Source organism: Pseudomonas sp. ANT_J12 (assembly GCF_008370045.1).
In the GTDB taxonomy this organism is placed as follows: Bacteria; Pseudomonadota; Gammaproteobacteria; order Pseudomonadales; family Pseudomonadaceae; genus Aquipseudomonas.
The window spans coordinates 61,776-85,363 of sequence record NZ_VOBN01000017.1; the positions used below are offsets into that span (position 1 = coordinate 61,776).

Consider the following 23,588-nt stretch of genomic DNA (forward strand, 5'->3'; position numbering starts at 1 on the left):
ACCGTCAGCCTAACAGACCAGCGTGCCGGGAAAACTTTCCGGTTCATCACCGGGCATCGGCAACGCGGCATTGTAGGCGGTGATCAGTTCCCGGGCGTACTCGGCCTGATCGTTATCCACGGACAAACCCAACAAACCGTAAATCGGCAATTCACCGCTGCCACCGAGCAAATCCCGCCCCACCAGATGCGCTTCGATGCCCTCGCTGGCGAGCATGCCTTGCAGCAACTCGCCTTCCATCAGGTTTTCCGGTTCGTAGATTCGCTGCATCGGGCGCCCCTTTCATTCGTTCTCGCTATGAACTTCGAGCAACCATTCCTGACCGTCGGTTTGCAGGACAAACGTGATCGGTCTGCAACACACCGGACAATCCTCGATATAGGTCTGATCGCCGCCGGACAAATCCAGCACGGCCTCGGCCTCTTCACCACAATACGGACATTCGTAGCGCTCGGTTTCCAGCATCGCGGTCTCCCAGGTGACTTGTGCGTATAATCGCCGGTCTATTTGCAGGGCTATTTTTGTCTGACTACCTTTTCAGACCGTGCCCCGTTGGTTTTCGATCAAAACCTTTACTTACCCTAGCCGTTTCTAACAAGAGAGCATGATGGGCGAATTCGATGCCATCCGACCTTACGACGACAGCGAAGTCCCAGCGGTGCTGGCGCGGCTGCTCGGCGACAAGGCGCTTCTAGATATCCTCATTCACTTTCGCTTCCCGCGTTACGCCGGTGCTTTCGGCTGGATGCTCAAACCTCTTATAGCTCATCGGCTGCGCCGTGAGTTCGCCGGCGTCAACTCGGTGGCCACTTTGCAGGACAAGGTCGAGGTGTACGTCGACCACACCATCGAGCGCGCCACCGACGGTGTCACCTACACCGGCGTCGAGCAGTTCAAGTCCGGCAGCGCCTACCTGTTTATCGCCAATCACCGCGATATCGTGATGGACCCGGCCTTCGTCAACTATGCCGTGTACCACGCCGGCCTGCCGACCCCGCGCATCGCCATCGGTGACAACCTGCTGCAAAAGCCGTTTGTCAGCGATCTGATGCGCCTGAACAAGAGCTTCATCGTGCACCGCTCGATCACCGGTCGCCGCGAGAAGATGGCGGCTTACCAGTTGCTGTCGGCCTACATCAACCACTCGATCCGCAACGATTGCGCCTCGATCTGGATCGCCCAGGCCGAAGGCCGGGCCAAGGATGGCGACGACCGTACCGAGTCGGCGATCCTCAAGATGTTTCACATGAGCCGCAAGGACGAGCCGTTCGGCGAGGTCATCCAGTCGCTGAACGTGACCCCGGTGTCGATCAGCTACGAATACGACCCGTGCGACCAGGCCAAGGCCCGCGAACTGTTCATCCGCGCCACTACTGGCAGCTACAGCAAAGTGCCGGGCGAGGACGATGTGAGCATCGCCAAGGGCATCACCGGCTACAAGGGCCGGGTCCACGTGAATTTCGCCGCGCCGATCACCGAGCTGTTCGACGACACCAAGCAATTGGCGATCGAGATGGACAAGCAGATCCTCGGCGGTTACCGGTTGTTCCCGGTGCACTACCTGGCTTATGCGCAGTGGAAGGATGCGGATCCGCAGCTTCAGGTGCCCAAAGCCGCCGAGGTGTTTGCGGCGGATGAACTGGCCAAGGCTCAGGAAGAATGGCAGCGCCGGCTGGAGGCTTGCCCTGAGGAACATCGTCCGTTCCTGGTGTTGCAATATGCGACGCCGGTGCGCAATCAGTATCGGGTGAAGGCTGGGTTGCCGCTTTAAGCAGCTTGACCGGACACGACAACGGCGCCTTCGGGGCGCCGTTTTTTTGGCCTTATACCAACTGTGGCGAGGGGGCTTGCCCCCGTTCGGCTGCGCAGCAGTCGCAAAATCGGTGCTTGCGGTGTGCCAGACTGAACGCGGTGACCTTTGGGGCTGCTTCGCAGCCCAACGGGGGCAAGCCCCCTCGCCACAGGTCTCGTGTCAGAGATTCAGAAGCGGGTACTGATCCACGACACGACCAACGCCACACCCAGACAGGCAAACCCGAAGCGATAGAAAAACCGGTTCATGCGCTGGGTGGCGCCATCGAGCATCAACATCGCGTCATCGACACGACGGCTCTGGGCATGCGCCTCCAGCACCGCCAGCGCACGCTGTTCGCGGCGACGGGTAGCATGCAGCAGCCAGCAGCCGGGGAAGGCAATCAGCAAGGCCAGCAGGTTGATCAACTTGGCGGGATGGTTGGTGAACAACGAAATCAAATGCAACGACATCACGGACCTCGGGCAAAACTAACGTGGCAGACGTCGGACCGACGACCGCGGCGCGGATTCTACCGAAAGCGTGCGACAAATAACGAACCATTGGGCCGATTGCTGTCTTGTGTCACGGCGTCGTCATCTGAATACGCCAGTCTGTCGCCCCTCGAAACCGACACAGAGCACAGCATGCTGCACGCCGAAAACCAGGACCGCCTCTACCTTATCGCGCAAAGCGACGAACAGCAGAATCTCGTCGGCAGCCTCGCCTTCAACGTCCAGGACCGCCACTGGCTGGTGTATTGCGCCCTCGGCGGGCATCAACATGCGGATTTGCCGGAAACGGATTTGCTGACCGGGGTGAGTGTGCTGGATTTCTACTCCCAAGCCGCCTGACCCCACCGAACCTTTGTAGGAGCGAGGCTTGCCCGCGAAGGCGGCGGCACATTCAACATCAATGTTGACTGACACACCGCCTTCGCGGGCAAGTCGAATCGTCGCACCGCTCGCTCCTACATGGGTTTTTGTATTCGTCCACAGAAATCGGCGGACATGAAAAAGCCCGGGACCATCACTGGCACCGGGCTTTTTTGTCTCTCGCGAAAGGTTATTCGCCGAGAATCTGACCCACGGTCGGGTCCTTGAACAGACGCGTCAGGGCATCGCTCAACACATCGCTGACCAGCTTGGTGTTGGTTTCCTGATTCGGCGCCATGCCGAAACGCTGGTCCAGGGAAGCGCCGTAACGACCGCTGTAACGACGGTTGGCGTTCTGCACGTCGGAGCGGAAGGTCGCGCCGATGGTGGCTTCGGTCACGTACATGCCTTCTTTAGGCGACTGATATTTCAGCTCCGCCAGGGTCACGGTCAGTTGCGGCGCATTCATGCCATTGGACACCGGGGTGAAGCCCAGCAAACGCACGGCCGCCTCGGCCTGGGCCTGCAACTTCGGCAGAATCTGCGCGCCCTGCACGGTGATCGCGCTGGTCTCGGGGTACAGACCGCCACGGGTGCCCAGGGTTGGCGATGGACGGCCGTCCACCACTCGCACCACAACCTGCTGGCCATGGCCAACCGGCGCCAACTGAGTGGTCAGCTTTGGCTCCGGGTTCAGTTGTTGCGGGCTGTGGGCGCAGCCAACCAGGGTCAAACTGGTCACAGTGATCAAACCGAACAACAGGCGTTGCAACATGCTCTTCTCTCCAGAATCAGGCACAAACAGGCCGGCAGTATAGCGGTGGGCCATCGTCGCGAACTAGGGTCTCGCAACGATTGTTGAAATCTCTGACAAACCCCGCACGAGCCGGTTCCTGTCACACACCTGTAACCGTCCATACACGTTGGCGTCACGGCCTGCTGGCAACCTTCACAGCAGTCACCCCACAAGGTACTCCGCCATGCGTTATCTGATCTCGTTGTTCGCGCCACGTCCGTTGCACCGCAGCTTCGCCCTGCTCGACCGCAATGGCCATTGCCAGGCGTTCAAGCAGTGCAGTCTCCAACCCATGGGTGATGGCTGGGTCGAAATCGAAGAAATCCGCCTCAACTGGTTGCACCATCCCCTGCCCCCGAGCGCCCGCGTGCGCCAGCATCAACCTCGTTCACGGGTACAGGCGCTGTTGTCCATCTGACCAGACGCCTAATAAAAGTCATTATTCACGACCATTTCCCTGCGTTTCTTAGATACAATCTCCCCCCGATTATAAGGACGTCTCCTGATCGGGCCTCGCAGCACCGTCAATGCCCCGGTATTGGCACCCCGCACCGCCCACAGAGAGCCGCCCACACAGATCGAGTGAAGCTGGCGCGCTTGCTGTTCCCTGAGCAAAACCCCCACTTTTCGCGAATCTGCAGAGCTGTCATTACGCTCGGTCACTGAGCTGTTTGCCCGTTTTGCCTGTCATGTATCCCATGGCGGCAATCCATCCGGGCACGGTGCCAGGCTGGGACAGCCCTTTTTTGAGGTTCACGTCTTCAAAAGAGCGTGAAAAAAACGGGTTTTCACAACTTCACAAGAGTGTGGCGAGCAAATGAATAGTTTTGCGTCTGAACATGCACCATTAGCGTCTGAAACAGCCCAACGACACAGGACCGGGTACGCCTCAAATACCGGAGCCTGAAGCCTGTCCGCTACGGATTTGGTTGCACAAACGGATGTCTCGACCATAAGTCGAATTGCCAGTCGTGTGCTGAAATGAGTTCATATCACTCATAGGCCCGGCCGGTAGCGTCCGTCGAAGTTGCGAAAAATTGCGAAGATTCGGACATGGCGACACTGCCATGGGTACCTGGGGCATCACTGACTCGCCCTGAACGCCTGGCAGCCATGCCGACAATTTGGTGCTGCAGATTTTGGAGACGCGTTAAATGGCGCATAACGAAGCAGTCGACGTAGTACTCGTAGGGGCCGGCATCATGAGTGCCACCCTCGCTGTACTGCTCAAAGAGCTCGACCCCGCGATCAAGCTGGAAGTCGTCGAGCTGATGGATTCGGGTGCCGCGGAGAGTTCCAACCCGTGGAACAACGCCGGGACCGGTCACGCCGGGCTGTGTGAGCTCAACTACACGCCGCAGGCCGCCGACGGCACCGTCGACATCAAGAAAGCCGTGCACATCAACACCCAGTTCGAAGTGTCGAAGCAGTTCTGGTCGTACCTGACCAAGAAAGGCACCTTCGGCTCGTGCAAGACCTTCATCAGCCCGGTGCCGCACCTGAGCTTCGTGCAAGGCGACAGCGGCGTGTCGTTCCTCAAGTCACGCTTCAACGTGCTGAGCAAGCACCACGCCTTTTCCGATATGGAATACACCGAAGACAAGGCCAAGATGGCCGAGTGGATGCCCCTGATGATGCCGGGCCGCTCGCCCGACGAAGTCCTGGCCGCCACCCGCGTGATGAATGGCACCGACGTCAACTTCGGCGCCCTGACCAATCAATTGCTCAAGCACCTGACCAGCGCACCGGATGCCCAGGTCAAGTACTGCAAGCGCGTCACCGGCCTGAAGCGTAACGCCAATGGCTGGACCGTCAGCATCAAGGACGTCAACAGCGGCAACACCCGTGAAGTCGACGCCAAATTCGTCTTCCTCGGCGCGGGCGGCGCGGCATTGCCGTTGCTGCAAGCGTCGGGCATCGAGGAAAGCAAAGGCTTCGGCGGCTTCCCGATCAGCGGCCAGTGGCTGCGTTGCGACAACCCGGAAGTGGTCAAGCACCACCAGGCCAAGGTCTACAGCCAGGCCGCCGTGGGTTCGCCGCCGATGTCGGTGCCGCACCTGGACACCCGCGTGGTCGATGGCAACAAGTCCCTGTTGTTCGGGCCATACGCCGGTTTCACCACCAAGTTCCTCAAGCACGGCTCCTTCATGGACCTGCCGCTGTCGGTTCGTGCCGGCAACATCGGCCCGATGCTGGCCGTGGCGAAAAACAACATGGACTTGACCAAGTACCTGGTCAGCGAAGTGATGCAGTCGATGGAGCAGCGCCTGGAATCCCTGCGTCGCTTCTACCCTGAAGCGAAGGCCGAAGACTGGCGCCTGGAAGTGGCCGGCCAACGGGTGCAGATCATCAAGAAAGACCCGAAAAAGGGCGGCGTTCTGCAGTTCGGTACCGAACTGGTCGCGGCCAAGGACGGTTCCCTTGCTGCATTGCTCGGTGCTTCCCCTGGTGCTTCGGTGACGGTTTCGATCATGCTTGAGCTGATCGAGAAGTGCTTCCCGAACAAAGCCTCCGGCGAATGGGCGGCCAAACTGGCGGAAATCTTCCCGGCTCGGGAAAAAGTCCTGGAAACCGACGCGGCGCTGTATCGCAAGATCAACGCGCACAACAACGTCGCGCTGGAACTGGTTGAAGCCAGTAACGAGACCGAAAGCTACGCTTGATTCGGCCCCACAAAAAACGCCCCGTTCTCAGTGAGAGCGGGGCGTTTTTTTATGCGCCTATCTGTAGGAGCATGGCTTGCCCGCGATGGCGTCCTTCAGAGCGCTATCGCGAGCAAGCTTTACTCCTACGGGCACAGGTGTCCGCGATTCAACCGCGAGCCTTGGCGATCAACTCGATGTACTCAGCCGCATTACGCTGATCCTTGATCACCGCAACAAAATCATTGCCATGCTCATCCTTGCCGTCCAGGTCAAACCCTGCCTCGACGAAAAACGTCAGGAAGCGCTCGAAGTCGTCGATGCGCAGGCCGCGATAGGCCTTGATCAGTTTGTGCAGGGACGGGGAAATGGCGTCGACCGGTTCAAAATCGAGGAACAGTTTGATTTGCTCATCGCCGATCTCGTCACCAATCACTTGCTTCTTATCTTTACGCATTGCCGACTCCAGCTCGCAGACATTTCACGGGGCGGGCAGTTTACCCCTCGATTGAGGCCAGGCTCAACGCGAACGCACGCTGCCGGTGTGCAGATCGGCCCAGACATGGCCGTTGGCGTAACTGAGGAACTGGCAATACACCGTGTCGTTGCGCAGCAAATCGATCACCACCCGGTATTGAGCCAGCGGGTAGTAGAGCGTCAGGGTTTTGCTCTTCTCGTCGTAGATCGGCTTTTTCAGGCTTTTGCTTTCGCCATCGAAATTGACCATCACCTGGCTGATGGTCGCGCCCTTGTTCAGGGATTTGCCCTTGAGGCGGATCAGCAGCGGTGACGTCACCGGGATCGGTTGTTGGGTCGACTGGCGTTGGCTACCCACCACCACCGAATAATCGGTGACCTGCAGCAGTTGTTGCTGCTCCGGTTCGGCGTCGCGCAGGGTCAGGTCGTCCGGTGGCAGGAACTGCGCGTGCATCGGCGCCGGGGCGGCGACCAGAGGCAGGCTGAGGGTCAGCAACAGGGCGGCGCAGCTGCGGATCAAAAGGCTCATGACGGGCTCCGGAGGCGAGGCCGGGCACTTTATCACGGCTGACGGAGGTGAAGCTGTGCCGCCGCCTCTGTAGGAGGGAGGCTTGCCCGCGTGAAGGCGGTGTGTCAGTCGATAACTGGTTTGACTGACACACCTATATCGCGGGCAAGCCTCGCGCCTACACGGGGTGGAGATCAATCGAACTGCGCGCGCATCCAGGCTTGATACTCGGCCACACCCGTCTCGCCTTCACGCGGAGCCCAGTGGGCCAGATCACCTTCACCGACCGGACGGAAAGGGCCAGCCTTGCACTCGAACATCACGCTATCAGCTTCCAGCACCACCAGACCGTGATAAATGCCTGCCGGCAAGTCCACCCCCAGGCAATCGCCACCGGCCTGCAGGACGCACTTATCGGTAACCTGGCCAGACTCATCAAAAATCAGCAGGCCGAGACGACCTCGCAACACCACCAGGGTTTCAGCCTTGTCGGCGCTCTGGTGCCGGTGAGGCGGAATGTACGTGCTCGGCTGCAACCCTACCGCCATCCGGTGGCAGGGTTCCTCCATCTGATGAAAGTTGTGATGCTGCCGACCACGTGGGTTGCCCGCCGCTTTCTCAGCCAAATCCGCGAACAGTGCTTGATCCAGAAAGCTCGGCGTAGCCATTGTTTACATTCCTTTAACGGCAAAAATCCCATTGGCGTTGCGCCAGTAGCCTTTGTAGTCCATGCCATAACCGAAGATGTAACGGTCGATGCACGGCAGACCAACAAAATCGGCTTTCAGGTCCGGGCGAGCCTTGCGGTCGTGGTCCTTGTCGATCAGCACGGCGGTGTGCACTTTGCGCGCGCCAGCGTGTTTGCAGTAGTCGATGATCGCGCCCAGGGTGTGACCTTCATCGAGGATATCGTCGATGATCAGCACGTCGCGGTCGAGGAACGAGACTTCCGGCTTGGCTTTCCAGAACAGGTCGCCGCCGCTGGTTTCGTTGCGATAGCGGGTGGCGTGCAGGTAGGACGCTTCCAGCGGGAAGTGCAGATGGGTGAGCAGCTTGCCGGCGAAAATCAGGCCGCCGTTCATCACACAGAACACCACCGGGTTGGTCTCAGCCAGCTGTTCGTTGATGTGTGCACCGACGCGGGCGATGGCCGCCTCGACTTCAGCTTCGGTGTACAGGCAGTCAGCCTCTCGCATGATTTGACGGATATGCTCGAGATCAGCAGGCATGTCGCTCTCCAAGGGGTGGCGGATTCAGGAAAAGCGGGCAAAGGTACGCATCCCGCCCGTCCAGATCAAGCGTTTGTGGACTAACGTACCTTATGTCTATAGGACAACACCCTCGGATAGATTAATCTAGGCCGGTTTTTTTGCCCGCCGCCGGAGCTTTCCCCATGCCCATCCAAGAGATCCGCCATCCGCTGATCCGTCATAAACTTGGCCTTATGCGCCGCGCAGACATCAGCACCAAGAATTTCCGTGAGCTTGCTCAGGAAGTCGGTGCCCTGCTGACCTATGAAGCCACCAAAGACCTGCCGCTTGAAACCTACGATATCGAAGGTTGGGCCGGCACCGTGTCGGTCGAGAAAATCGCCGGCAAGAAAATTACCGTGGTGCCGATCCTGCGCGCCGGTATCGGCATGCTCGAAGGCGTGCTGAGCCTGATCCCGGGTGCCAAAGTCAGCGCCGTGGGCGTGGCCCGCAACGAAGAAACCCTGCAGGCCCACACCTACCTGGAAAAACTGGTTCCGGAAATCAACGAACGCCTGGCGATGATCATCGACCCGATGCTCGCCACCGGCAGTTCCATGGTCGCCACCATCGACCTGCTGAAAAAGGCCGGTTGCCGCGACATCCGCGCGATGGTGCTGGTTGCCGCCCCTGAAGGCATCGCTGCCGTCGAGAAGGCGCACCCGGACGTGATGATCTACACCGCCTCCATTGATGAACGTTTGAACGAGCACGGTTACATCATCCCGGGCCTGGGCGATGCCGGTGACAAGATCTTCGGCACCAAGCAGAAGGACGCTTGAGCATGCAGGAAGAGTTCAACGATCCGCTCTGGCGCACGGTGCTGTCGGGTGCACAGATGCTGTTCGTGGCGTTCGGCGCCCTGGTGTTGATGCCGCTGATTACCGGCCTTGATCCAAACGTGGCGCTGTTCACCGCCGGCCTGGGGACGATCCTGTTCCAGATCGTCACCGGGCGTCAGGTGCCGGTGTTCCTGGCGTCGAGTTTTGCCTTTATCACCCCGATCATTCTCGCCAAGGGCCAGTTCGGCCTCGCGGCGACCATGGGCGGCGTGATGGCGGCGGGTTTCGTCTACACCTTCCTGGGCCTGGCCGTGAAGATCAAAGGCACCGGGTTCATTGACCGTTTGCTGCCACCGGTGGTGATTGGTCCGGTGATCATCTCCATCGGCCTGGCCATGGCGCCGATTGCCGCCAACATGGCGATGGGTAAGGCGGGCGACGGCTCGGAGCTGATTCATTACCAGACCGCGATGCTGATCTCGATGCCGGCGCTGCTGACCACCCTGATCGTCGCGGTATTCGGTAAAGGCATTTTCCGCCTGGTGCCGATCATCTCTGGCGTGCTGGTGGGGTTTGGCATGGCGTTCTATTTCGGTGTCGTGGATACCGCAAAGATTGCCGCTGCCCCGTGGTTCGCGATTCCGCACTTCACCGCGCCGGAATTCAACTGGCAGGCGATTCTGTTTATCGTCCCGGTGGCGCTGGCCCCGGCCATCGAGCACATCGGCGGCGTGATTGCGGTCGGTAGCGTGACCGGTCGCGATTACCTGAAGAAACCCGGCCTGCACCGCACCCTGCTCGGCGATGGCATTGCCACCACCGCGGCCGGCCTGTTCGGCGGCCCGCCCAACACCACCTACGCCGAAGTGACGGGCGCGGTGATGCTGACCAAGAACTACAACCCGAAAATCATGACCTGGGCGGCGATCTTTGCCATCAGCCTGGCGTTTGTCGGCAAGTTCGGCGCATTGCTGCAAAGCATTCCGGTGCCGGTGATGGGCGGGATTCTGTGCCTGTTGTTCGGCTCGATTGCGGCGGTGGGCATGAACACGCTGATTCGCCACAAGATCGACCTGGGCGAGGCGCGTAACCTGGTGATTGTCTCGGTGACGTTGGTGTTCGGGATTGGCGGTGTGCTGGTCGGCACCGGCACAGGGCCAGACGACTTCGGCCTCAAAGGCATCGCGCTGTGCGCGGTGGTGGCGATTGCGCTGAACCTGTTGCTGCCGGGTAATGACAGCTGGAAGCACAAGAAGGCGGATGAGCCGTTGTTGTAACAGACGCCTCAATCCCTGTGGCGAGGGAGCTTGCCCCCGTTGGGTCGCGAAGCGGCCCTAAACCCTACAACCGCGAAACATTAGATGTACCGCGTTTGCTGAATTTACGACTGCTGCGCAGTCGAACGGGGGCAAGCCCCCTCGCCACAACAAGCCTGTCTCACATTCTGCGTGACGTTTACAGGGCCAACGGCGCCCGCTCGCACAACGCATTCAACGCCTTCGCCCACTGCGGGTCATCGTTGAGGCACGGCACCAGCACCAGCTCCTCCCCTCCCGCTTCGCGGAATTGCTCCAGCCCACGATCCCCGATCTCTTCCAGGGTCTCGATGCAATCGGCGACGAACGCCGGGCACATCACCAGAATCCTCTTCGCGCCACGTTTGCCCAACTCGTCGAGGCGTGCTTCGGTGTAGGGTTCGATCCACTTCGCTCGCCCCAGACGCGACTGGAACGATACCGACCACTTGCCATCCGGCAAGCCCATGCGCTTGGCAAATTCGTCCGCCGTGCGCAGGCACTGGGCGCGGTAGCACGTCGCCAATACCGCCGGTGAGGCATTCTTGCAGCAGTCTTCGTTCTTGAAGCAATGCTGGCCGGTCGGGTCGAGCTTGGTCAGATGCCGTTCCGGCAAACCGTGGAAACTCAGCAGCAGGTGATCGTAATCCTGCTCCAGATACGGCCTGGCACTGGCCACCAGCGCATCGAGGTATTCCGGCTGATCGTAGAACGGTTGCAGAATCGAGAGCTGCACATCGAGCTTTTTCTCGCGCACCACCCGTTTGGCTTCCTCGATCACCGTGGTCACGGTGCTGTCGGCGAACTGTGGGTAAAGGGGCGCGAGGGTGATGCGCCTGTGGCCCTGAGCGGTCAGTTGCAGCAGCTTCGATTCGATCGACGGCTCGCCATAACGCATCGCCAGCTCGACGGGGCCATGGGTCCATTGGGCGGTCATGGCCTGTTGCAGACGTTTGCTGAGCACCACCAGTGGCGAGCCCTCCTCCCACCAGATCGACGCGTAGGCGTGGGCCGACTGCTCCGGACGTTTGAACAGGATCAGCGACACCAGCAAGCGTCGCACCGGCCATGGCAGGTCGATCACATACGGGTCCATCAGAAATTGATTGAGGTAGCTGCGCACATCCGCCACCGAAGTGGAGGCCGGCGAGCCCAGGTTGACCAGAAGCAACGCGTGATCGGTCATGCAACGTCCTATTTCAGAGGCGGCTGGACAGATCGTCCAGGGCCGCGCGTAAATCAGTGAACTGGAACTTGAAACCCGCTTCCAGCAAGCGCGCCGGCACAGCCTTCTGGCCGCCCAGCAACAGCAACGACATCTCGCCCAGGCCGACCTTCAATGCCAGCGCCGGCATGGGCATGAACGCCGGGCGGTGTAACACGCTGCCCAGCGTCTTGGCGAATTCGCGATTGCGCACCGGTTTGGGCGCGCAGGCATTATATGGACCGCTGGCATCAATGCGATGCAGAAGAAAATCAATCAGGGCGATTTGATCCTTGATATGAATCCACGGCATCCACTGCCGACCGTTGCCGATCGGCCCGCCCAGCCCCAGTTTGAACGGCAGCAACAGCCGCGACAAAAAGCCGCCCTCGGCCGACACCACCAACCCGGTGCGCACCAGGATCACCCGAATGCCCAAGGCCTCGGCACGCTGGGCGGTTTCCTCCCAGGCGATGCACAACTGGCTGGCGAAATCATCGATCACCGGCGGCGAGTCTTCAGTCAACTCGCGCTCGCCGCCATCGCCGTACCAACCCACCGCTGAGCCGGAGATCAGTATCTGAGGTTTTTGCTCGCGGGTTTCGAGCCAGGCCAGCAGGCTTTCGGTCAGGCTGATGCGGCTGCTCCACAACAGCGCCTTGCGCCGGGTCGTCCACCAACGATCACCTATCGGAGCGCCCGCCAGGTTGATGATGGCATCGAGCGGTTCCTCGCCGAGGTCTTCGAGACGGGCAATGCCGCGAGCTTGAGCACCGCAGATTTTCGCGACTTTTTCTGGAGAACGACTCCACACCGTCAGGCGATGCCCCTGACTCAACCAGTGACGGCAGAGCTGACGTCCTATCAAACCAGTACCGCCGGTCAGCAATATGTGCATGACTTCTTCCTCGCGTGGCGTTTTACCTTGATCACTAGTCTATTTTTATAAGCAGGGATCTTTGGTATCAGGCAGTGTCTGTGTTTAACAATAGGCCAAGCTGTCAGAACGAGAACGCTAAAAGTTATACCAAAAAACAATATTGTACAGGTTTAAACCACGGCGTAGTCTGTACAGAAAGGTAAACGAGGCCCCTATGACTGTACCTATCGCAATCATCGGCACCGGCATCGCCGGGCTCTCAGCCGCCCAGGCCCTGACGGAGGCCGGGCATGTCGTTCAACTTTTCGATAAAAGCCGTGGCAGCGGCGGACGCATGTCGAGCAAGCGCAGTGACGCCGGTGCTCTGGACATGGGTGCGCAGTATTTCACGGCCCGTGACCGACGCTTCGTCACCGAAGTGCAGCGCTGGCAAGCCAACGGCTGGGTCGCAGAGTGGACGCCGCAGCTCTACACGTTCCAGGGCGGCCAGCTCAACCTGTCGCCGGATGAACAGACGCGCTGGGTCGGCACGCCGCGCATGAGCGCGATTACCCGCGCCCTGCTCGGCGACCTGGAAGTGCATTTCGCCTGCCGCATCACCGAGGTCTATCGCGGTGAAGAGCATTGGCATCTACAGGACGCCGAAGGCTTCACCCATGGTCCGTTCAGTCACGTAGTGATTGCGACGCCGGCGCCTCAGGCCACCGCGCTGCTGGCCTCCGCGCCGAAGCTCGCGGGGGCTGCGGCCGGGGTCAAAATGGACCCGACCTGGGCCATCGCCCTCGCCTTCGACACCCCGCTGGATACGCCCATGGAAGGTTGCTTCGTGCAGGACAGCCCGCTCGACTGGCTGGCCCGCAACCGCAGCAAACCGGGGCGCGACAACACTTTGGACACTTGGGTGCTACACGCCACCAGCACCTGGAGCCGACAACACATCGACCTGCCCAAGGAAGCCGTGATCGAGCAACTGCACGGGGCGTTCGCCGAGCTGCTGCACAGTGCGATGCCGGCGCCGACCTTCAGCCTTGCCCACCGCTGGCTCTATGCCCGCCCCGCCAGCAGCCATGAATGGGGCGTCTTGGCGGATGCCGACCTGGGCCTGTATGTGTGTGGCGACTGGTGCCTCTCCGGTCGCGTCGAAGGGGCCTGGCTCAGTGGCCAGGAAGCCGCCCGCCGCTTGCATGCGCACCTGCAGTGAACCGCCTCAATCCCGCTAAATTGCTGCTGTCGAAATGGACAGCAGCCCAACCGAAAAACCGCGAAAAACATTTTCTGGTGACGCAGCTGTTCCGCGATGAGGATGGCACGGTGCTGGAAGTTGAGTTGCAGGCGGTGTTGACCCAGCGCAGTGAGCGCATCGATTGGCAAACCTTGAAAGACAGCAACACTTGGCTGTTGGGCTGGAACTGATCGTTCCCGCGCTCCGCGTGGGAATGCCTCTGGGGACGCTCCGTGTCCAGTGACGCGGCGCGTCACGGGCTGCATTCCCACGCAGAGCGTGGGAACGATCGAGCCCTCGAAAAAACCTATACAAATAATTTGACTTGTACAGCTTCGAATCTATGATGAAGATTATGTTGTACAGAGTTCATGCTCTGTACAGGTTTAGATTCGAGGTGCTTCGATGTCCAACGCCACCGCCAAACCGAAAATAGCGATCAGCGCCTGCCTGATGGGCGCCGAGGTGCGCTTCAACGGCGGGCACAAGGAGTCGCGGCTGTGCAGTCGTACCCTCACTGACTATTTCGATTTCGTCCCGGTGTGCCCGGAAGTCGCGATTGGCCTCGGCATTCCCCGGGAGCCGATCCGGCTCGTGGGCGATCCCGACCGTCCCGAAGCTATCGGCACCGTCAATCCCGAGATCAACGTCACCCAACCCCTCGCCGCCTACGGCCAGCAAATGGCGGCCGAGCTGGGTGATATCTGCGGCTATATCTTCATGCAAAAATCGCCGTCCTGTGGGCTGTTGCGGGTCAAGGTTTACCACGCCAACGGCGCCCCGGTGGACGGCGGCGGTCGCGGCATCTACGCCCGGGCTTTTTGCGAACAGCATCCGGATTTGCCCGTGGAAGAAGACGGCCGGCTCAACGATCCGGTGCTGCGGGAAAACTTCCTCACCCGAGTCTTTGCCTACAGCGCCTGGCAGCAGTTGCTCCAGCAAGGCCTGACCCGCCGCGGCCTGATCGACTTCCACTCGCGCTACAAATACCTGCTGATGGCCCACAACCCGGTGCAGTACAAAACCCTCGGCAACCTGCTGGGCAACATGGGCCAGACCGATCCGAAAGCCCTCGGCCCACGTTATTTCAGCGAGCTGATGGAGGCGCTGAAAAAATGCGCCACACGCCGCACCCACACCAACGTCCTGCAACACATCAGCGGTTATCTCAAACAGGCCATCAGCGCTGAAGACAAGCAGGAAATGCAACACGTCATCGGCCAATACCGCCACGGCATCGTGCCGCTGGTGGTGCCGCTGACGTTGCTCAAGCACTTCTTTCGCCAACACCCGGATCCGTACATCGCGCAACAGGTTTACCTGCAACCGCACCCGGAAAACCTCAGCCTGCGAAATGCGATCTAAATGAAAAGCCCACTCGACACCAGTGCCAGCGAAGACCTCGGCGCCGACTTCAAGAAAGCCCTGGACGAAGGCTGGCTGCCGATTCGTGAAGTCGCGCGCCAGACCGGCGTCAACGCCATCACCCTGCGCGCCTGGGAACGGCGCTACGGCCTGATCGTGCCGCAACGTACACCCAAGGGCCATCGGTTGTTCTCGGCCGAGCATGTGCAACGGATCCTGACGATTCTGACCTGGCTCAATCGCGGCGTGGCCGTCAGCCAGGTCAAGCAACTGCTCGACACGCCACAGGCCTTTACCGAAACGGTGGAAAACGACTGGCAGTTGTTGCGCAACACGCTGCTGCAAGCAGTCACGCAACTGGCCGAACGCCCCCTCGATGACACCGTCAACCAGGCCATGGCGCTGTACCCGCCCCGTACCCTGTGTGAGCAGTTGCTGCTGCCGTTATTGAGCGAACTGGAGCAACGCTGGCAAGGCCAGTTTGGTGCGCAGATGGAGCGTGTGTTCTTTTATTCCTGGTTACGCAGCAAATTTGGCGCGCGCATCTACCATAACAATCGTCAGCTGCACGCCGCACCGCTGCTGTTGATCAATCACTCGGACCTGCCACTCGAACCTCACGTGTGGCTCACCGCGTGGCTGATCAGCAGCGCCGATTGCCCGGTGGAAGTGTTCGATTGGCCACTCCCGGCCGGCGAACTCGCACTGGCGGTCGAACACCTGCAAGCCCGAGGCGTACTGCTGTATTCCAGCAAAGCCATGAACCTGGCGCAGTTGCCGAAACTTTTGAATGGCGTCAGTTGCCCAAAAATGATTGCCGGACCAACGGTGTGCATCCACCACGCCGAGTTGTCCGTAAAAACTACTGAAATTGCTGATTTGTTCCTGGCCGAAGATCCCTTGTCGGCCCATCAGGTTCTCGTTCAGCGTGGGCTTATTTAGATGTTAAGCACGGACACCACCATGCAATTGATTTGGCTGCGCAGCGACTTGCGACTACACGACAACACCGCCCTCTCGGCCGCCGCAGCCCGCGGCCCGAGTGTGGCGGTGTACCTGCTGAGCCCGGAGCAGTGGCGCGCGCATGACGACGCATCGTGCAAAGTGGATTTCTGGCTGCGTAACCTGGCCGAACTGCGCGATGCCCTGGGCAAGCTCAATATTCCCCTGCTGATCCGCAGCGCGCCGCACTGGGACGACGCGCCCAAGGTGCTGCTCCATTTGTGTCGGGAGTTAAAGGTTGACGCAGTGCACGTCAACGAGGAATACGGCATCAACGAAACCCGCCGTGATCAGGCTGTGGGCCAGGCTCTGAAGGCCGAGGGCATCGACTTTTTCAGTTACCTCGATCAACTGCTGTTCACGCCAGGCACGGTGCTGACCAAGACCGGCACGTATTTCCAGGTGTTCAGCCAGTTCCGCAAAGTCTGCTACGACCGCTTGCGCCACTCATTCCCCAAACTTGTGAGCGCCCCCGGCATTCAGGCGGCGTTGAGCATCGACAGCGATCAGGTCCCTTCCTGCATCGAAGGGTTCCCAACACCCGCCGAGCGCTTGATCAAGCTCTGGCCCGCCGGTGAAGCCGAAGCCCGACGTCGCCTCGACACCTTCGCCGATGCACAAATCGACTACTACAAGAGCGAACGCGATTTCCCGGCCAAGCCCGGCACCAGTCAACTTTCGGCCTATCTCGCCGCCGGGGTGATTTCCCCCCGCCAATGCCTGCACACCGCCCTGCAAAGCAATCAGGGCGAATTCGAAAGCGGCAAGGTCGGCGCGGTCACCTGGATCAACGAACTGCTGTGGCGCGAATTCTATAAACACATCCTCGTGGGCTACCCACGGGTCTCGCGTCACCGCGCCTTCCGCCCGGAAACCGAAGCCCTGGCCTGGCGCGATGCCCCGGATGAACTGGCCGCGTGGAAAGAAGCCCGCACCGGCCTGCCGATCATCGACGCGGCCATGCGCCAACTGCTGGAAACCGGCTGGATGCACAATCGCCTGCGCATGGTGGTGGCGATGTTCCTGACCAAGAACCTGCTGATCGACTGGCGTGAGGGCGAGCGCTTTTTCATGCAGCACCTGATCGACGGCGATCTGGCGGCGAACAACGGCGGCTGGCAGTGGAGCTCGTCCACTGGCACCGATTCGGCGCCCTACTTCCGCATCTTCAACCCCCTGAGCCAATCGGAAAAATTCGATGCCGAAGGCGTGTTCATCAAGCACTGGCTGCCGGAACTGGCCGGGCTGAATAAAAAAGAAGTGCACAACCCGGCCAACGTTGGCGGTTTGTTTGGCGTCGCCGATTATCCATCGCCCATCGTCAACCTGAGTACTTCACGCCAACGCGCACTGACAGCGTTCAAGAACCTGCCGTCGCGGCAGGCGGCTGGAGGTGGCTATGAGTGAATTCTTGCAGCGCTTTGCCCGGCAATTTGCGGACCTGGACAAGGACAACCTGCAACGCCTCAATCAGCTCTACACCCACGACGTGCAATTCACCGATCCGCTGCACGAAGTGCAGGGCCTGGTGCAACTGCGCAGTTACTTTGAAGAGCTCTACGCCAATGTCAGCGAACTGCATTTCGACTTTCACGGCTTCGACCAGATCAGCGAAGGCGAAGGTTACTTGCGCTGGGTCATGAGCTACCGCCATCCGCGCCTGGCCGGTGGCCGAGTGATTCGGGTCGATGGCTGCTCGCATCTGCTGTGGCGCGACAAGGTTTATCGCCATCGGGATTATTTCGATGCCGGGGCACTGCTTTATGAACATTTACCCGTATTGGGCCGGGCGATTGCCTGGCTGAAAAGGAGAATGGGATGAGCTTTACAACTCCACGTCGATACTGGTTAACGGGAGCCAGCAGCGGTATTGGTGCCGCGCTGGCCGAAGAAATATTGAAAACCGGGGCGCACCTGGCGGTCAGTTCGCGCTCGCTGGTGCCACTGAAAATCCTGTCCCAGCGTTATCCAGGGCAAGTGCTGGTGGTCGCCGGGGACCTGACCAACAGCCAGACCGTGCGCGAAATCGGCGAACGGATCGCCGAGGACTGGGGCTCGCTGGACACGGTGATCCTCAACGCCGGCACCTGCGAATACGTGGATGCCAAGCAATTCGATGCGTCGATTGTCGAGCATGTGGTGCGCACCAATCTGCTCGCCAGCAGCTATTGCATCGAAGCCGCCTTGCCGTTGCTGCGCAAGGGCACCGCGCCGCATCTGGTGGGCGTTGCCAGTTCGGTGACCTACCTGCCCTTGCCACGGGCCGAAGCCTATGGCGCCTCGAAGGCCGGGTTGCGTTATCTGTTCGAATCCTTGCGCATCGACCTGGCACCAGAAGGTATTGAAGTCACCGTGGTCAGCCCAGGGTTTGTCGACACGCCGCTGACCGAGAAGAACGACTTTCCGATGCCGCTCAGCTGGCCTGTGGATAAAGCGGCGCGGCATATCTTCGCCAAGCTCAAGAATCGGCCACTGGAAATTGCCTTCCCGGCGTTGTTCATGGCGGCCCTGTGGCCCCTGTCGAAAATGCCGGCGCGGGTGAAACTGGCGATCGGCAAGCGCATGGTACGCAGCAACCCGCCGATCAAGGATCAGCCGTGAACATCGCCATTATCGGCAGCGGTATCTCGGGCCTGACCAGCGCCTACCTGCTCAATCGCAGCCACGAGATCACCCTGTTCGAAGCCGGCGACTGGATCGGTGGGCATACCCACACGATCGAGGTGACCGTCGACGGCCAGCGTTACGCCGTGGACACCGGGTTCATTGTGTTCAACGACTGGACCTACCCAAACTTCATCCGCCTGCTGGGGCAACTCGGCGTGGGGTTCAAACCCACCGAGATGAGTTTCTCGGTCACCGACCCGGATTCGGGTCTTGAGTACAACGGCAATAACTTCAACAGCCTGTTCGCTCAGCGGCGCAACCTGCTGTCGCCGGGGTTCTGGGGCATGTTGCGCGACATCCTGCGCTTCAACAAAGAGGCCCTGCGCGATCTCGACGAACACCGGATCGCCGCCGACACCACCCTCGATCAGTACTTGAAGGCCGGCGGCTACGGCGAGCGCTTTATCCTGCATTACATCGTGCCGATGGGCGCGGCGATCTGGTCGATGTCCATGGCCGACATGCTCGGTTTCCCGTTGCAGTTCTTTGTGCGGTTCTTCAAGCACCACGGTTTGTTGTCCGTCGGCAATCGTCCGCAATGGTGCGTGATCGAGGGGGGTTCCAGCGCCTACATCGCGCCGCTGACCGCCTCCTTTAAAGACAAAATTCGCCTCAACTGCCCAGTGACCCGCGTCGAACGCGAGGCCGACGGTGTGGTTATCCACAGCCCCGCCGGCAGCGAGCGCTTCGACAAAGTGGTGTTCGCCTGCCACAGCGATCAGGCGTTGCAACTGCTGGCCGAGCCGAGCGCTGCCGAACAGTCGATCCTCGGCGCCCTGCCCTACGCCGACAACGAAATCGTGCTGCACACCGATACACACCTGCTGCCCAAGCAAAAGCTCGCCTGGGCCAGTTGGAATTACCGGCTCGGGGCCGCCGGGCACACGCGAGCCACCGTCACCTATGACATGAACATCCTGCAAGGGATCCAGAGCGACACCACGTTCTGCGTCAGCCTCAACCAGAGCGCCGGCATCAGCCCGTTCAAGGTGCTCGCCAAATACACCTATGCCCACCCGCAATTCAGCCTCAAGGCCGTGGCCGCGCAAGGACGCTGGGAAGAGTTGAACGGCGCGCAGCACACGTATTATTGCGGCGCCTACTGGGCCAACGGCTTTCACGAAGACGGGGTGGTCAGTGCCTTGCGCGTGGCCCGATCGTTGGGTGAAACCTTGTGAACAGCGCCCTCTACAGCGGCTGGATCGCCCATCGGCGGTTTGCTCCAAGAGCCCATCAATTCCGCTATCGGATCGGCCTGCTGTACCTGGACCTCGACGAACAGGAGGCCGTGCTCGGTTTGTCGCCGTTGTCGGGCGATAGCCGCTTCGCGCCTTTTTCGTTCCGCGAAAGCGACTACCTGAAAGCCTTCACCGGCACCGGCCAGCGTTTGATCGACGCGGTACGCCAGCAGGTCGGCCAGGTGCTCGGCCATGAGCCCCAAGGCGCGATCTGCCTGCTGACCCAGCCCCGCAGTTGGGGCCTGGCGTTCAACCCGGTGAGTTTTTTCTATTGCCACGAAGCCGATGGCCAACTGGCGGCGATTCTCTGCGAAGTCACCAACACCCCGTGGCGCGAGCGTTATCACTACGTGCTGCCGGCCCGAGCCGTCGAAGGGCTACAGAGTCAGCATCAGCATTTCGCCGTGGCCAAGGCGTTTCATGTCTCGCCGTTTCTGCCGCGGGATCTGGAATACCGCATGAGCTTCAGCCCTGCCGCGCAAAAGCTCGGCGTGCACATGGCGGACTGGCAAGGCGAACTGAAACTGTTCGACGCCACGCTCAACCTGCAACGTGAATCGCTGGACCGCTACAGCCTGCACCGTTACTTGCGGCGCTTTCCGTGGATGACCGCGAAAACCTGCCTGGCGATCTATTGGCAGGCCGTGCGCCTGTTGCTCAAACGTACACCGATTTTTGCTCATCAGGCTGCCGATGGCAGCGTCCAGACCGCCATCGATATCCCACAGGATCGCCGCCATGAAATCCTCTAGCGTTACGGCCAAAGCCAACCTGCTCAGCACCAACGGCTGGTCCGGCTCGCTGCTGCGTCGCGGTGTCCTGCGGCAACTGGCGCACCTTAAGCACGGGCAATTGGTGGTGATCGAGGACGGCGAACGGCACGTCTTCGGCACGCCCGGCGGCCATCTGCTGGGCGAGATTCATGTCCTGGATGCGGCGGTCTGGGGGCTGGTGGCGAGCAACGGTTCGATTGGTGCCGGTGAAGCGTTCATCCACGGTTACTGGACCTCGCCGGACCTGACGGCGGTGGTCCGGGTGTTCGTCAGCAATCTTGAGGTGCTGGATGCACTGGAAGGTGGCCTGGCCAAACTCGGCCGACCTTTCGTGCAGGGCCTGCACTGGCTCAATCGCAATACGCGCAAGGGTTCGCAGAAAAATATCGCGGCGCATTACGACCTGGGCAACGACCTGTTCGAACAGTTTCTCGACCCGACGATGATGTATTCGGCGGCGCAATTCCTCAGCCCCGATGACACCCTGGAACAGGCGCAGTTAAACAAGCTCGAACGGATTTGTCAGAAACTCGACCTCAAGCCGAGCGATCACTTGCTGGAAATCGGCACCGGTTGGGGCAGCATGGCGCTCTACGCCGCGCAGCATTACGGCTGCAAAGTCACCACCACCACACTGTCAAAAGAACAGTACGCCTTCACCGCACAACGGATCGAAGCCCTGGGTTTGCAAGACCAGGTCACTTTGCTGCTGTCGGATTACCGCGACCTCACCGGTCAGTACGACAAACTGGTTTCCATCGAGATGATCGAAGCCGTCGGCCATCGCTTCCTGCCGACCTATTTCAAGCAATGCGCGCACCTGCTCAAGAGCAACGGCTTGATGCTGTTGCAGGCGATCACCATCCGCGAGCAGCGCTACGAACAGGCCAGGAACAGCGTCGACTTTATCCAGCGCTACATCTTCCCCGGCGGTGCGTTGCCCTGCGTGCAGAAGATGCTGGAGATCGTCAGTCGCGATACCGACATGAACCTGCTGCACATGGAGGACTTCGGCCTGCACTACGCCCGGACCCTGCGCCTGTGGCATGAGAATTTTCGCCACGCCCACGGCCGCTTGAGCGAATTGGGCTACGACGATGCGTTCCTGCGGTTATGGGAGTTTTACCTGTGCTACTGCGAGGGCGGCTTCCTGGAGCGCACCATCGGCACCGCACAATTGCTGCTGGCCAAACCGGCTGCGATGCCGGCGCCCCTGCTCGGCCGATTCGATGCTTGAACGTCTGGCCAATGCCGCGCTGTTTCAACTCGGCTGGTTCGCCTGCGTGGTGGGCGGCAACAGTCTGTGGCTGTTGGTGGCATTGGCGGTACTGGTGATTCATCTGCTGTGGATAAGTCGTTGGGGCGATGAAGGCCGATTGATCCTCAGCGTGGTGTTATTGGGCACCACGGTAGACAGTTCATTGCGCTGGCTGGGCGTGTTCGATTTCACCGACGTCGCACCATTGATTCCGCTGTGGCTGATGCTGTTGTGGGCGCTGCTGGCGACCACCTTGCGCCACTGCCTGCTGTGGAGCGCCAATCCGTGGTGGCTGGCCAGCGTGTTGGGCGCGGTCGGCGGACCGTTGTCGTATTACGCGGGCAGCCAACTGGCGGGGGTGCAGTTTCCCTACGGCCAACTGCCCACGCTGCTGGGCATCGGACTGCTCTGGGCGCTGCTGTTTCCGACGCTGCACTTCATGGCCCAGCGGCTGGCGGCGGAAGACCGCGACTGAGCGTCCGTCAGGCCTTTCACACAGCGACGGCCCACTGCCTTACACTGCGCCCCATGAAAACCATCCCCCACACGCAAATCGCCGAACCGGCGGTCACTTGCTCGACGTGCTCGGCCTGCTGCTGCCAGCTCGAAGTCATGCTGATCACCGAAACCGGCGTGCCCGAACGTTTTATCGATACCGATGACTGGGGCGGGGAAGTCATGTTGCGTCTGGATGACGGCTGGTGCGCGGCGCTGGATCGCAACACGATGATGTGCACCATCTACGAAAAACGCCCGCTGATTTGTCGCGAGTTCGAGACGGGGTCGCCGGAGTGCATGGAAGAGCGGCAGGGGATTGTGTCGGTTTACCGGTAAAACTGCATCGACTGAAATTACGCCTTCGCGGGCAAGCCTCGCTCCTACAGGTTCGTGTCATACGCAATATCGCGAACGACGCAAAACCTGTAGGAGCGAGCGGGCGGCGATCCGACTTGCCCGCGAAGCTTTTGACCTTACAACGGCATCGTGTAGTGCAGCGAGTAGCTTTCCACACCGTCGTTGTTGCTGTTCAGACCGGCATTGGAATAGTGCGTCGCCCGAATCCCGACTTCATGTCCGCCGGCAAAGCGCAGGCCGAAGCCGAAACGGTCTTCGAATTGAAAGGCCTGGCCAATGTTGTTGTCTTCCAGCCGGGTATTGGAGAACAACGCGACACCGATCCCCGCCTCCACATACGGCTTGACGGTTTGCCCGGCAAACTCGTAGACAAATACAGGCGCGAAGGAAACGCTGCTGGTGCTGGAGGTCTTGTCGCCGTCCCAATAGGTATAAGCGCCACTCCAGTAACCAGTCACTCGACCGACGTCACTTTGCAGCCAGCTCTTGTCCCAGTCCAATTGCATGCCCAACCGGTAGGTCATGGTCGAATCGCTGGTCTGACCGACCCCGAACTCCACGCCCGCCGCCTGTGCGGTCAAACTTTGCCCCATCAACGCGGCCGCAATCGCGGCCAAACAGAATAGTCGCTTCATTAGAAACATCCTTTTCCGAACGATTTCGTATGGTTTCTTTTTTGTTGCTCACAGACAGAGCTATAGAAGTCG

General features: G+C 60.2%; 29 protein-coding genes. 18 read left to right on the forward strand and 11 right to left on the reverse strand.

The genetic code is table 11. The annotated features are described in order from the left end of the window. Positions 1–9: 9 nt before the first annotated feature. Positions 10–270: a putative signal transducing protein gene (locus FQ192_RS26160; RefSeq protein WP_149661117.1), complete on the reverse strand. Its 261-nt coding sequence runs from the start codon at positions 268–270 to the stop codon at positions 10–12. Positions 271–282: 12 nt separating this feature from the next. Continuing rightward, positions 283–465: a CPXCG motif-containing cysteine-rich protein gene (locus FQ192_RS26165; RefSeq protein ID WP_008153387.1), complete on the reverse strand. Its 183-nt coding sequence runs from the start codon at positions 463–465 to the stop codon at positions 283–285. A gap of 142 nt (positions 466–607) precedes the next feature. Here FQ192_RS26165 and FQ192_RS26170 point away from each other — a divergent pair, with 142 nt between their 5' ends. Next, positions 608–1,771, forward strand: coding sequence for a 1-acyl-sn-glycerol-3-phosphate acyltransferase (locus FQ192_RS26170; RefSeq protein WP_178129239.1), 1,164 nt, complete (start codon positions 608–610; stop codon positions 1,769–1,771). A gap of 209 nt (positions 1,772–1,980) precedes the next feature. Here the strand turns inward: FQ192_RS26170 and FQ192_RS26180 are convergent, their stop codons facing one another. Continuing rightward, complete coding sequence (locus FQ192_RS26180) at positions 1,981–2,265, reverse strand: hypothetical protein (RefSeq protein ID WP_149661120.1); 285 nt, start codon at positions 2,263–2,265, stop codon at positions 1,981–1,983. 174 nt (positions 2,266–2,439) lie between these two features. Between FQ192_RS26180 and FQ192_RS26185 the strand changes: the two genes are divergently transcribed. Beyond that, positions 2,440–2,646 carry a hypothetical protein gene (locus tag FQ192_RS26185; RefSeq protein ID WP_010458215.1) on the forward strand — a complete coding sequence of 69 codons (207 nt, stop codon included), beginning with the start codon at positions 2,440–2,442 and terminating at the stop codon, positions 2,644–2,646. A 211-nt stretch (positions 2,647–2,857) separates the two neighbouring features. On the opposite strand, the gene FQ192_RS26190 is transcribed toward FQ192_RS26185, so the two are convergent. Continuing rightward, on the reverse strand, positions 2,858–3,442 hold the full coding sequence (locus FQ192_RS26190) for a YajG family lipoprotein (protein ID WP_123410123.1): 585 nt from the start codon (positions 3,440–3,442) through the stop codon (positions 2,858–2,860). 205 nt (positions 3,443–3,647) lie between these two features. On the opposite strand from FQ192_RS26190, the gene FQ192_RS26195 reads away from it, so the two are divergent. Further along, on the forward strand, positions 3,648–3,881 hold the full coding sequence (locus FQ192_RS26195; protein WP_054045638.1) for a hypothetical protein: 234 nt from the start codon (positions 3,648–3,650) through the stop codon (positions 3,879–3,881). A gap of 736 nt (positions 3,882–4,617) precedes the next feature. Then, on the forward strand, positions 4,618–6,126 hold the full coding sequence (gene mqo / locus FQ192_RS26200; RefSeq protein ID WP_149661121.1) for a malate dehydrogenase (quinone): 1,509 nt from the start codon (positions 4,618–4,620) through the stop codon (positions 6,124–6,126). A 148-nt stretch (positions 6,127–6,274) separates the two neighbouring features. Here mqo and FQ192_RS26205 read toward each other — a convergent pair whose 3' ends face one another. The 4 genes from FQ192_RS26205 to FQ192_RS26220 form a co-directional block, all read right to left on the reverse strand. Beyond that, positions 6,275–6,562: a PA4642 family protein gene (locus FQ192_RS26205; protein ID WP_149661122.1), complete on the reverse strand. Its 288-nt coding sequence runs from the start codon at positions 6,560–6,562 to the stop codon at positions 6,275–6,277. Positions 6,563–6,625: 63 nt separating this feature from the next. Beyond that, positions 6,626–7,111 (reverse strand): hypothetical protein, encoded by a 486-nt coding sequence (locus tag FQ192_RS26210; RefSeq protein WP_149661123.1) that lies wholly within the window; start codon positions 7,109–7,111, stop codon positions 6,626–6,628. Positions 7,112–7,284: 173 nt separating this feature from the next. Further along, complete coding sequence (locus FQ192_RS26215) at positions 7,285–7,758, reverse strand: WbuC family cupin fold metalloprotein (protein WP_149661124.1); 474 nt, start codon at positions 7,756–7,758, stop codon at positions 7,285–7,287. Positions 7,759–7,761: 3 nt separating this feature from the next. Continuing rightward, on the reverse strand, positions 7,762–8,319 hold the full coding sequence (locus FQ192_RS26220; RefSeq protein ID WP_123509212.1) for a hypoxanthine-guanine phosphoribosyltransferase: 558 nt from the start codon (positions 8,317–8,319) through the stop codon (positions 7,762–7,764). A gap of 164 nt (positions 8,320–8,483) precedes the next feature. Between FQ192_RS26220 and upp the strand changes: the two genes are divergently transcribed. Together upp and FQ192_RS26230 are read left to right on the forward strand one after the other, a co-directional pair. Beyond that, positions 8,484–9,122, forward strand: a complete 639-nt coding sequence (upp, locus tag FQ192_RS26225; protein ID WP_123410117.1) for a uracil phosphoribosyltransferase — start codon at positions 8,484–8,486, stop codon at positions 9,120–9,122. A 2-nt stretch (positions 9,123–9,124) separates the two neighbouring features. Beyond that, the gene (locus FQ192_RS26230; RefSeq protein ID WP_133840270.1) at positions 9,125–10,399 is read left to right on the forward strand and encodes a uracil-xanthine permease family protein; all 1,275 of its coding nucleotides are present in this window, start codon (positions 9,125–9,127) and stop codon (positions 10,397–10,399) included. 178 nt (positions 10,400–10,577) lie between these two features. On the opposite strand, the gene hemH is transcribed toward FQ192_RS26230, so the two are convergent. Together hemH and FQ192_RS26240 are read right to left on the reverse strand one after the other, a co-directional pair. Then, the gene (gene hemH, locus FQ192_RS26235) at positions 10,578–11,603 is read right to left on the reverse strand and encodes a ferrochelatase (RefSeq protein WP_149661125.1); all 1,026 of its coding nucleotides are present in this window, start codon (positions 11,601–11,603) and stop codon (positions 10,578–10,580) included. A gap of 13 nt (positions 11,604–11,616) precedes the next feature. Further along, positions 11,617–12,519: a TIGR01777 family oxidoreductase gene (locus FQ192_RS26240; RefSeq protein ID WP_149661126.1), complete on the reverse strand. Its 903-nt coding sequence runs from the start codon at positions 12,517–12,519 to the stop codon at positions 11,617–11,619. A gap of 196 nt (positions 12,520–12,715) precedes the next feature. On the opposite strand from FQ192_RS26240, the gene FQ192_RS26245 reads away from it, so the two are divergent. The 12 genes from FQ192_RS26245 to FQ192_RS26300 all read left to right on the forward strand — a co-directional run bounded on the left by FQ192_RS26245 (position 12,716) and on the right by FQ192_RS26300 (position 22,860). Beyond that, on the forward strand, positions 12,716–13,702 hold the full coding sequence (locus FQ192_RS26245) for an NAD(P)/FAD-dependent oxidoreductase (RefSeq protein WP_149661127.1): 987 nt from the start codon (positions 12,716–12,718) through the stop codon (positions 13,700–13,702). Next, positions 13,699–13,914, forward strand: a complete 216-nt coding sequence (locus FQ192_RS26250; RefSeq protein ID WP_149661128.1) for a TIGR02450 family Trp-rich protein — start codon at positions 13,699–13,701, stop codon at positions 13,912–13,914. Before FQ192_RS26245 ends, FQ192_RS26250 begins: the two co-directional genes overlap by 4 nt. 214 nt (positions 13,915–14,128) lie before the next feature. Then, a complete protein-coding gene (locus tag FQ192_RS26255; protein ID WP_149661129.1) occupies positions 14,129–15,088 on the forward strand; it encodes a 2-thiouracil desulfurase family protein in 960 nt (319 codons plus the stop codon). Continuing rightward, entirely contained in the window at positions 15,089–16,030 is a 942-nt protein-coding gene (locus tag FQ192_RS26260; RefSeq protein ID WP_149661130.1) for a MerR family transcriptional regulator, read from the forward strand. It begins immediately after the preceding gene. Between the two features lie 21 nt (positions 16,031–16,051). Next, positions 16,052–17,497, forward strand: coding sequence for a deoxyribodipyrimidine photo-lyase (gene phrB, locus FQ192_RS26265; protein WP_149661131.1), 1,446 nt, complete (start codon positions 16,052–16,054; stop codon positions 17,495–17,497). Further along, positions 17,490–17,912: a nuclear transport factor 2 family protein gene (locus FQ192_RS26270; RefSeq protein ID WP_149661132.1), complete on the forward strand. Its 423-nt coding sequence runs from the start codon at positions 17,490–17,492 to the stop codon at positions 17,910–17,912. Before phrB ends, FQ192_RS26270 begins: the two co-directional genes overlap by 8 nt. Next, positions 17,909–18,691, forward strand: coding sequence for an SDR family oxidoreductase (locus tag FQ192_RS26275; RefSeq protein ID WP_149661133.1), 783 nt, complete (start codon positions 17,909–17,911; stop codon positions 18,689–18,691). The genes FQ192_RS26270 and FQ192_RS26275 overlap by 4 nt, the downstream gene beginning before the upstream one ends. Next, the gene (locus FQ192_RS26280) at positions 18,688–19,935 is read left to right on the forward strand and encodes an NAD(P)/FAD-dependent oxidoreductase (RefSeq protein WP_149661134.1); all 1,248 of its coding nucleotides are present in this window, start codon (positions 18,688–18,690) and stop codon (positions 19,933–19,935) included. Before FQ192_RS26275 ends, FQ192_RS26280 begins: the two co-directional genes overlap by 4 nt. Continuing rightward, positions 19,932–20,747: a DUF1365 domain-containing protein gene (locus tag FQ192_RS26285; RefSeq protein ID WP_149661135.1), complete on the forward strand. Its 816-nt coding sequence runs from the start codon at positions 19,932–19,934 to the stop codon at positions 20,745–20,747. The genes FQ192_RS26280 and FQ192_RS26285 overlap by 4 nt, the downstream gene beginning before the upstream one ends. After that, the gene (locus tag FQ192_RS26290; protein WP_149661136.1) at positions 20,734–22,005 is read left to right on the forward strand and encodes a cyclopropane-fatty-acyl-phospholipid synthase family protein; all 1,272 of its coding nucleotides are present in this window, start codon (positions 20,734–20,736) and stop codon (positions 22,003–22,005) included. Before FQ192_RS26285 ends, FQ192_RS26290 begins: the two co-directional genes overlap by 14 nt. Continuing rightward, positions 21,998–22,501, forward strand: coding sequence for a DUF2878 domain-containing protein (locus FQ192_RS26295; protein ID WP_149661137.1), 504 nt, complete (start codon positions 21,998–22,000; stop codon positions 22,499–22,501). The genes FQ192_RS26290 and FQ192_RS26295 overlap by 8 nt, the downstream gene beginning before the upstream one ends. A 53-nt stretch (positions 22,502–22,554) precedes the next feature. Further along, complete coding sequence (locus FQ192_RS26300; RefSeq protein ID WP_149661138.1) at positions 22,555–22,860, forward strand: YkgJ family cysteine cluster protein; 306 nt, start codon at positions 22,555–22,557, stop codon at positions 22,858–22,860. A 137-nt stretch (positions 22,861–22,997) separates the two neighbouring features. Here the strand turns inward: FQ192_RS26300 and FQ192_RS26305 are convergent, their stop codons facing one another. Further along, positions 22,998–23,516, reverse strand: a complete 519-nt coding sequence (locus FQ192_RS26305; protein ID WP_149661139.1) for an acyloxyacyl hydrolase — start codon at positions 23,514–23,516, stop codon at positions 22,998–23,000. Between the last annotated feature and the right edge of the window lie 72 nt (positions 23,517–23,588).

Coding starts and splice junctions, on each gene's coding strand:
- FQ192_RS26290 (WP_149661136.1), top strand. CDS start 20,734: ATGAAATCCTCTAGCGTTACGGCCAAAGCCAACCTGCTCAGCACCAAC.
- mqo (WP_149661121.1), top strand. CDS start 4,618: ATGGCGCATAACGAAGCAGTCGACGTAGTACTCGTAGGGGCCGGCATC.
- phrB (WP_149661131.1), top strand. CDS start 16,052: ATGCAATTGATTTGGCTGCGCAGCGACTTGCGACTACACGACAACACC.
- FQ192_RS26295 (WP_149661137.1), top strand. CDS start 21,998: ATGCTTGAACGTCTGGCCAATGCCGCGCTGTTTCAACTCGGCTGGTTC.
- FQ192_RS26165 (WP_008153387.1), bottom strand. CDS start 465: ATGCTGGAAACCGAGCGCTACGAATGTCCGTATTGTGGTGAAGAGGCC.
- FQ192_RS26160 (WP_149661117.1), bottom strand. CDS start 270: ATGCAGCGAATCTACGAACCGGAAAACCTGATGGAAGGCGAGTTGCTG.
- FQ192_RS26255 (WP_149661129.1), top strand. CDS start 14,129: ATGTCCAACGCCACCGCCAAACCGAAAATAGCGATCAGCGCCTGCCTG.
- FQ192_RS26305 (WP_149661139.1), bottom strand. CDS start 23,516: ATGAAGCGACTATTCTGTTTGGCCGCGATTGCGGCCGCGTTGATGGGG.
- FQ192_RS26275 (WP_149661133.1), top strand. CDS start 17,909: ATGAGCTTTACAACTCCACGTCGATACTGGTTAACGGGAGCCAGCAGC.
- FQ192_RS26215 (WP_149661124.1), bottom strand. CDS start 7,758: ATGGCTACGCCGAGCTTTCTGGATCAAGCACTGTTCGCGGATTTGGCT.
- FQ192_RS26210 (WP_149661123.1), bottom strand. CDS start 7,111: ATGAGCCTTTTGATCCGCAGCTGCGCCGCCCTGTTGCTGACCCTCAGC.
- FQ192_RS26190 (WP_123410123.1), bottom strand. CDS start 3,442: ATGTTGCAACGCCTGTTGTTCGGTTTGATCACTGTGACCAGTTTGACC.
- upp (WP_123410117.1), top strand. CDS start 8,484: ATGCCCATCCAAGAGATCCGCCATCCGCTGATCCGTCATAAACTTGGC.
- FQ192_RS26205 (WP_149661122.1), bottom strand. CDS start 6,562: ATGCGTAAAGATAAGAAGCAAGTGATTGGTGACGAGATCGGCGATGAG.
- FQ192_RS26185 (WP_010458215.1), top strand. CDS start 2,440: ATGCTGCACGCCGAAAACCAGGACCGCCTCTACCTTATCGCGCAAAGC.
- FQ192_RS26170 (WP_178129239.1), top strand. CDS start 608: ATGGGCGAATTCGATGCCATCCGACCTTACGACGACAGCGAAGTCCCA.
- FQ192_RS26245 (WP_149661127.1), top strand. CDS start 12,716: ATGACTGTACCTATCGCAATCATCGGCACCGGCATCGCCGGGCTCTCA.
- FQ192_RS26240 (WP_149661126.1), bottom strand. CDS start 12,519: ATGCACATATTGCTGACCGGCGGTACTGGTTTGATAGGACGTCAGCTC.
- FQ192_RS26180 (WP_149661120.1), bottom strand. CDS start 2,265: ATGTCGTTGCATTTGATTTCGTTGTTCACCAACCATCCCGCCAAGTTG.
- FQ192_RS26260 (WP_149661130.1), top strand. CDS start 15,089: ATGAAAAGCCCACTCGACACCAGTGCCAGCGAAGACCTCGGCGCCGAC.
- FQ192_RS26220 (WP_123509212.1), bottom strand. CDS start 8,319: ATGCCTGCTGATCTCGAGCATATCCGTCAAATCATGCGAGAGGCTGAC.
- FQ192_RS26195 (WP_054045638.1), top strand. CDS start 3,648: ATGCGTTATCTGATCTCGTTGTTCGCGCCACGTCCGTTGCACCGCAGC.
- FQ192_RS26300 (WP_149661138.1), top strand. CDS start 22,555: ATGAAAACCATCCCCCACACGCAAATCGCCGAACCGGCGGTCACTTGC.
- FQ192_RS26270 (WP_149661132.1), top strand. CDS start 17,490: ATGAGTGAATTCTTGCAGCGCTTTGCCCGGCAATTTGCGGACCTGGAC.
- FQ192_RS26230 (WP_133840270.1), top strand. CDS start 9,125: ATGCAGGAAGAGTTCAACGATCCGCTCTGGCGCACGGTGCTGTCGGGT.
- hemH (WP_149661125.1), bottom strand. CDS start 11,603: ATGACCGATCACGCGTTGCTTCTGGTCAACCTGGGCTCGCCGGCCTCC.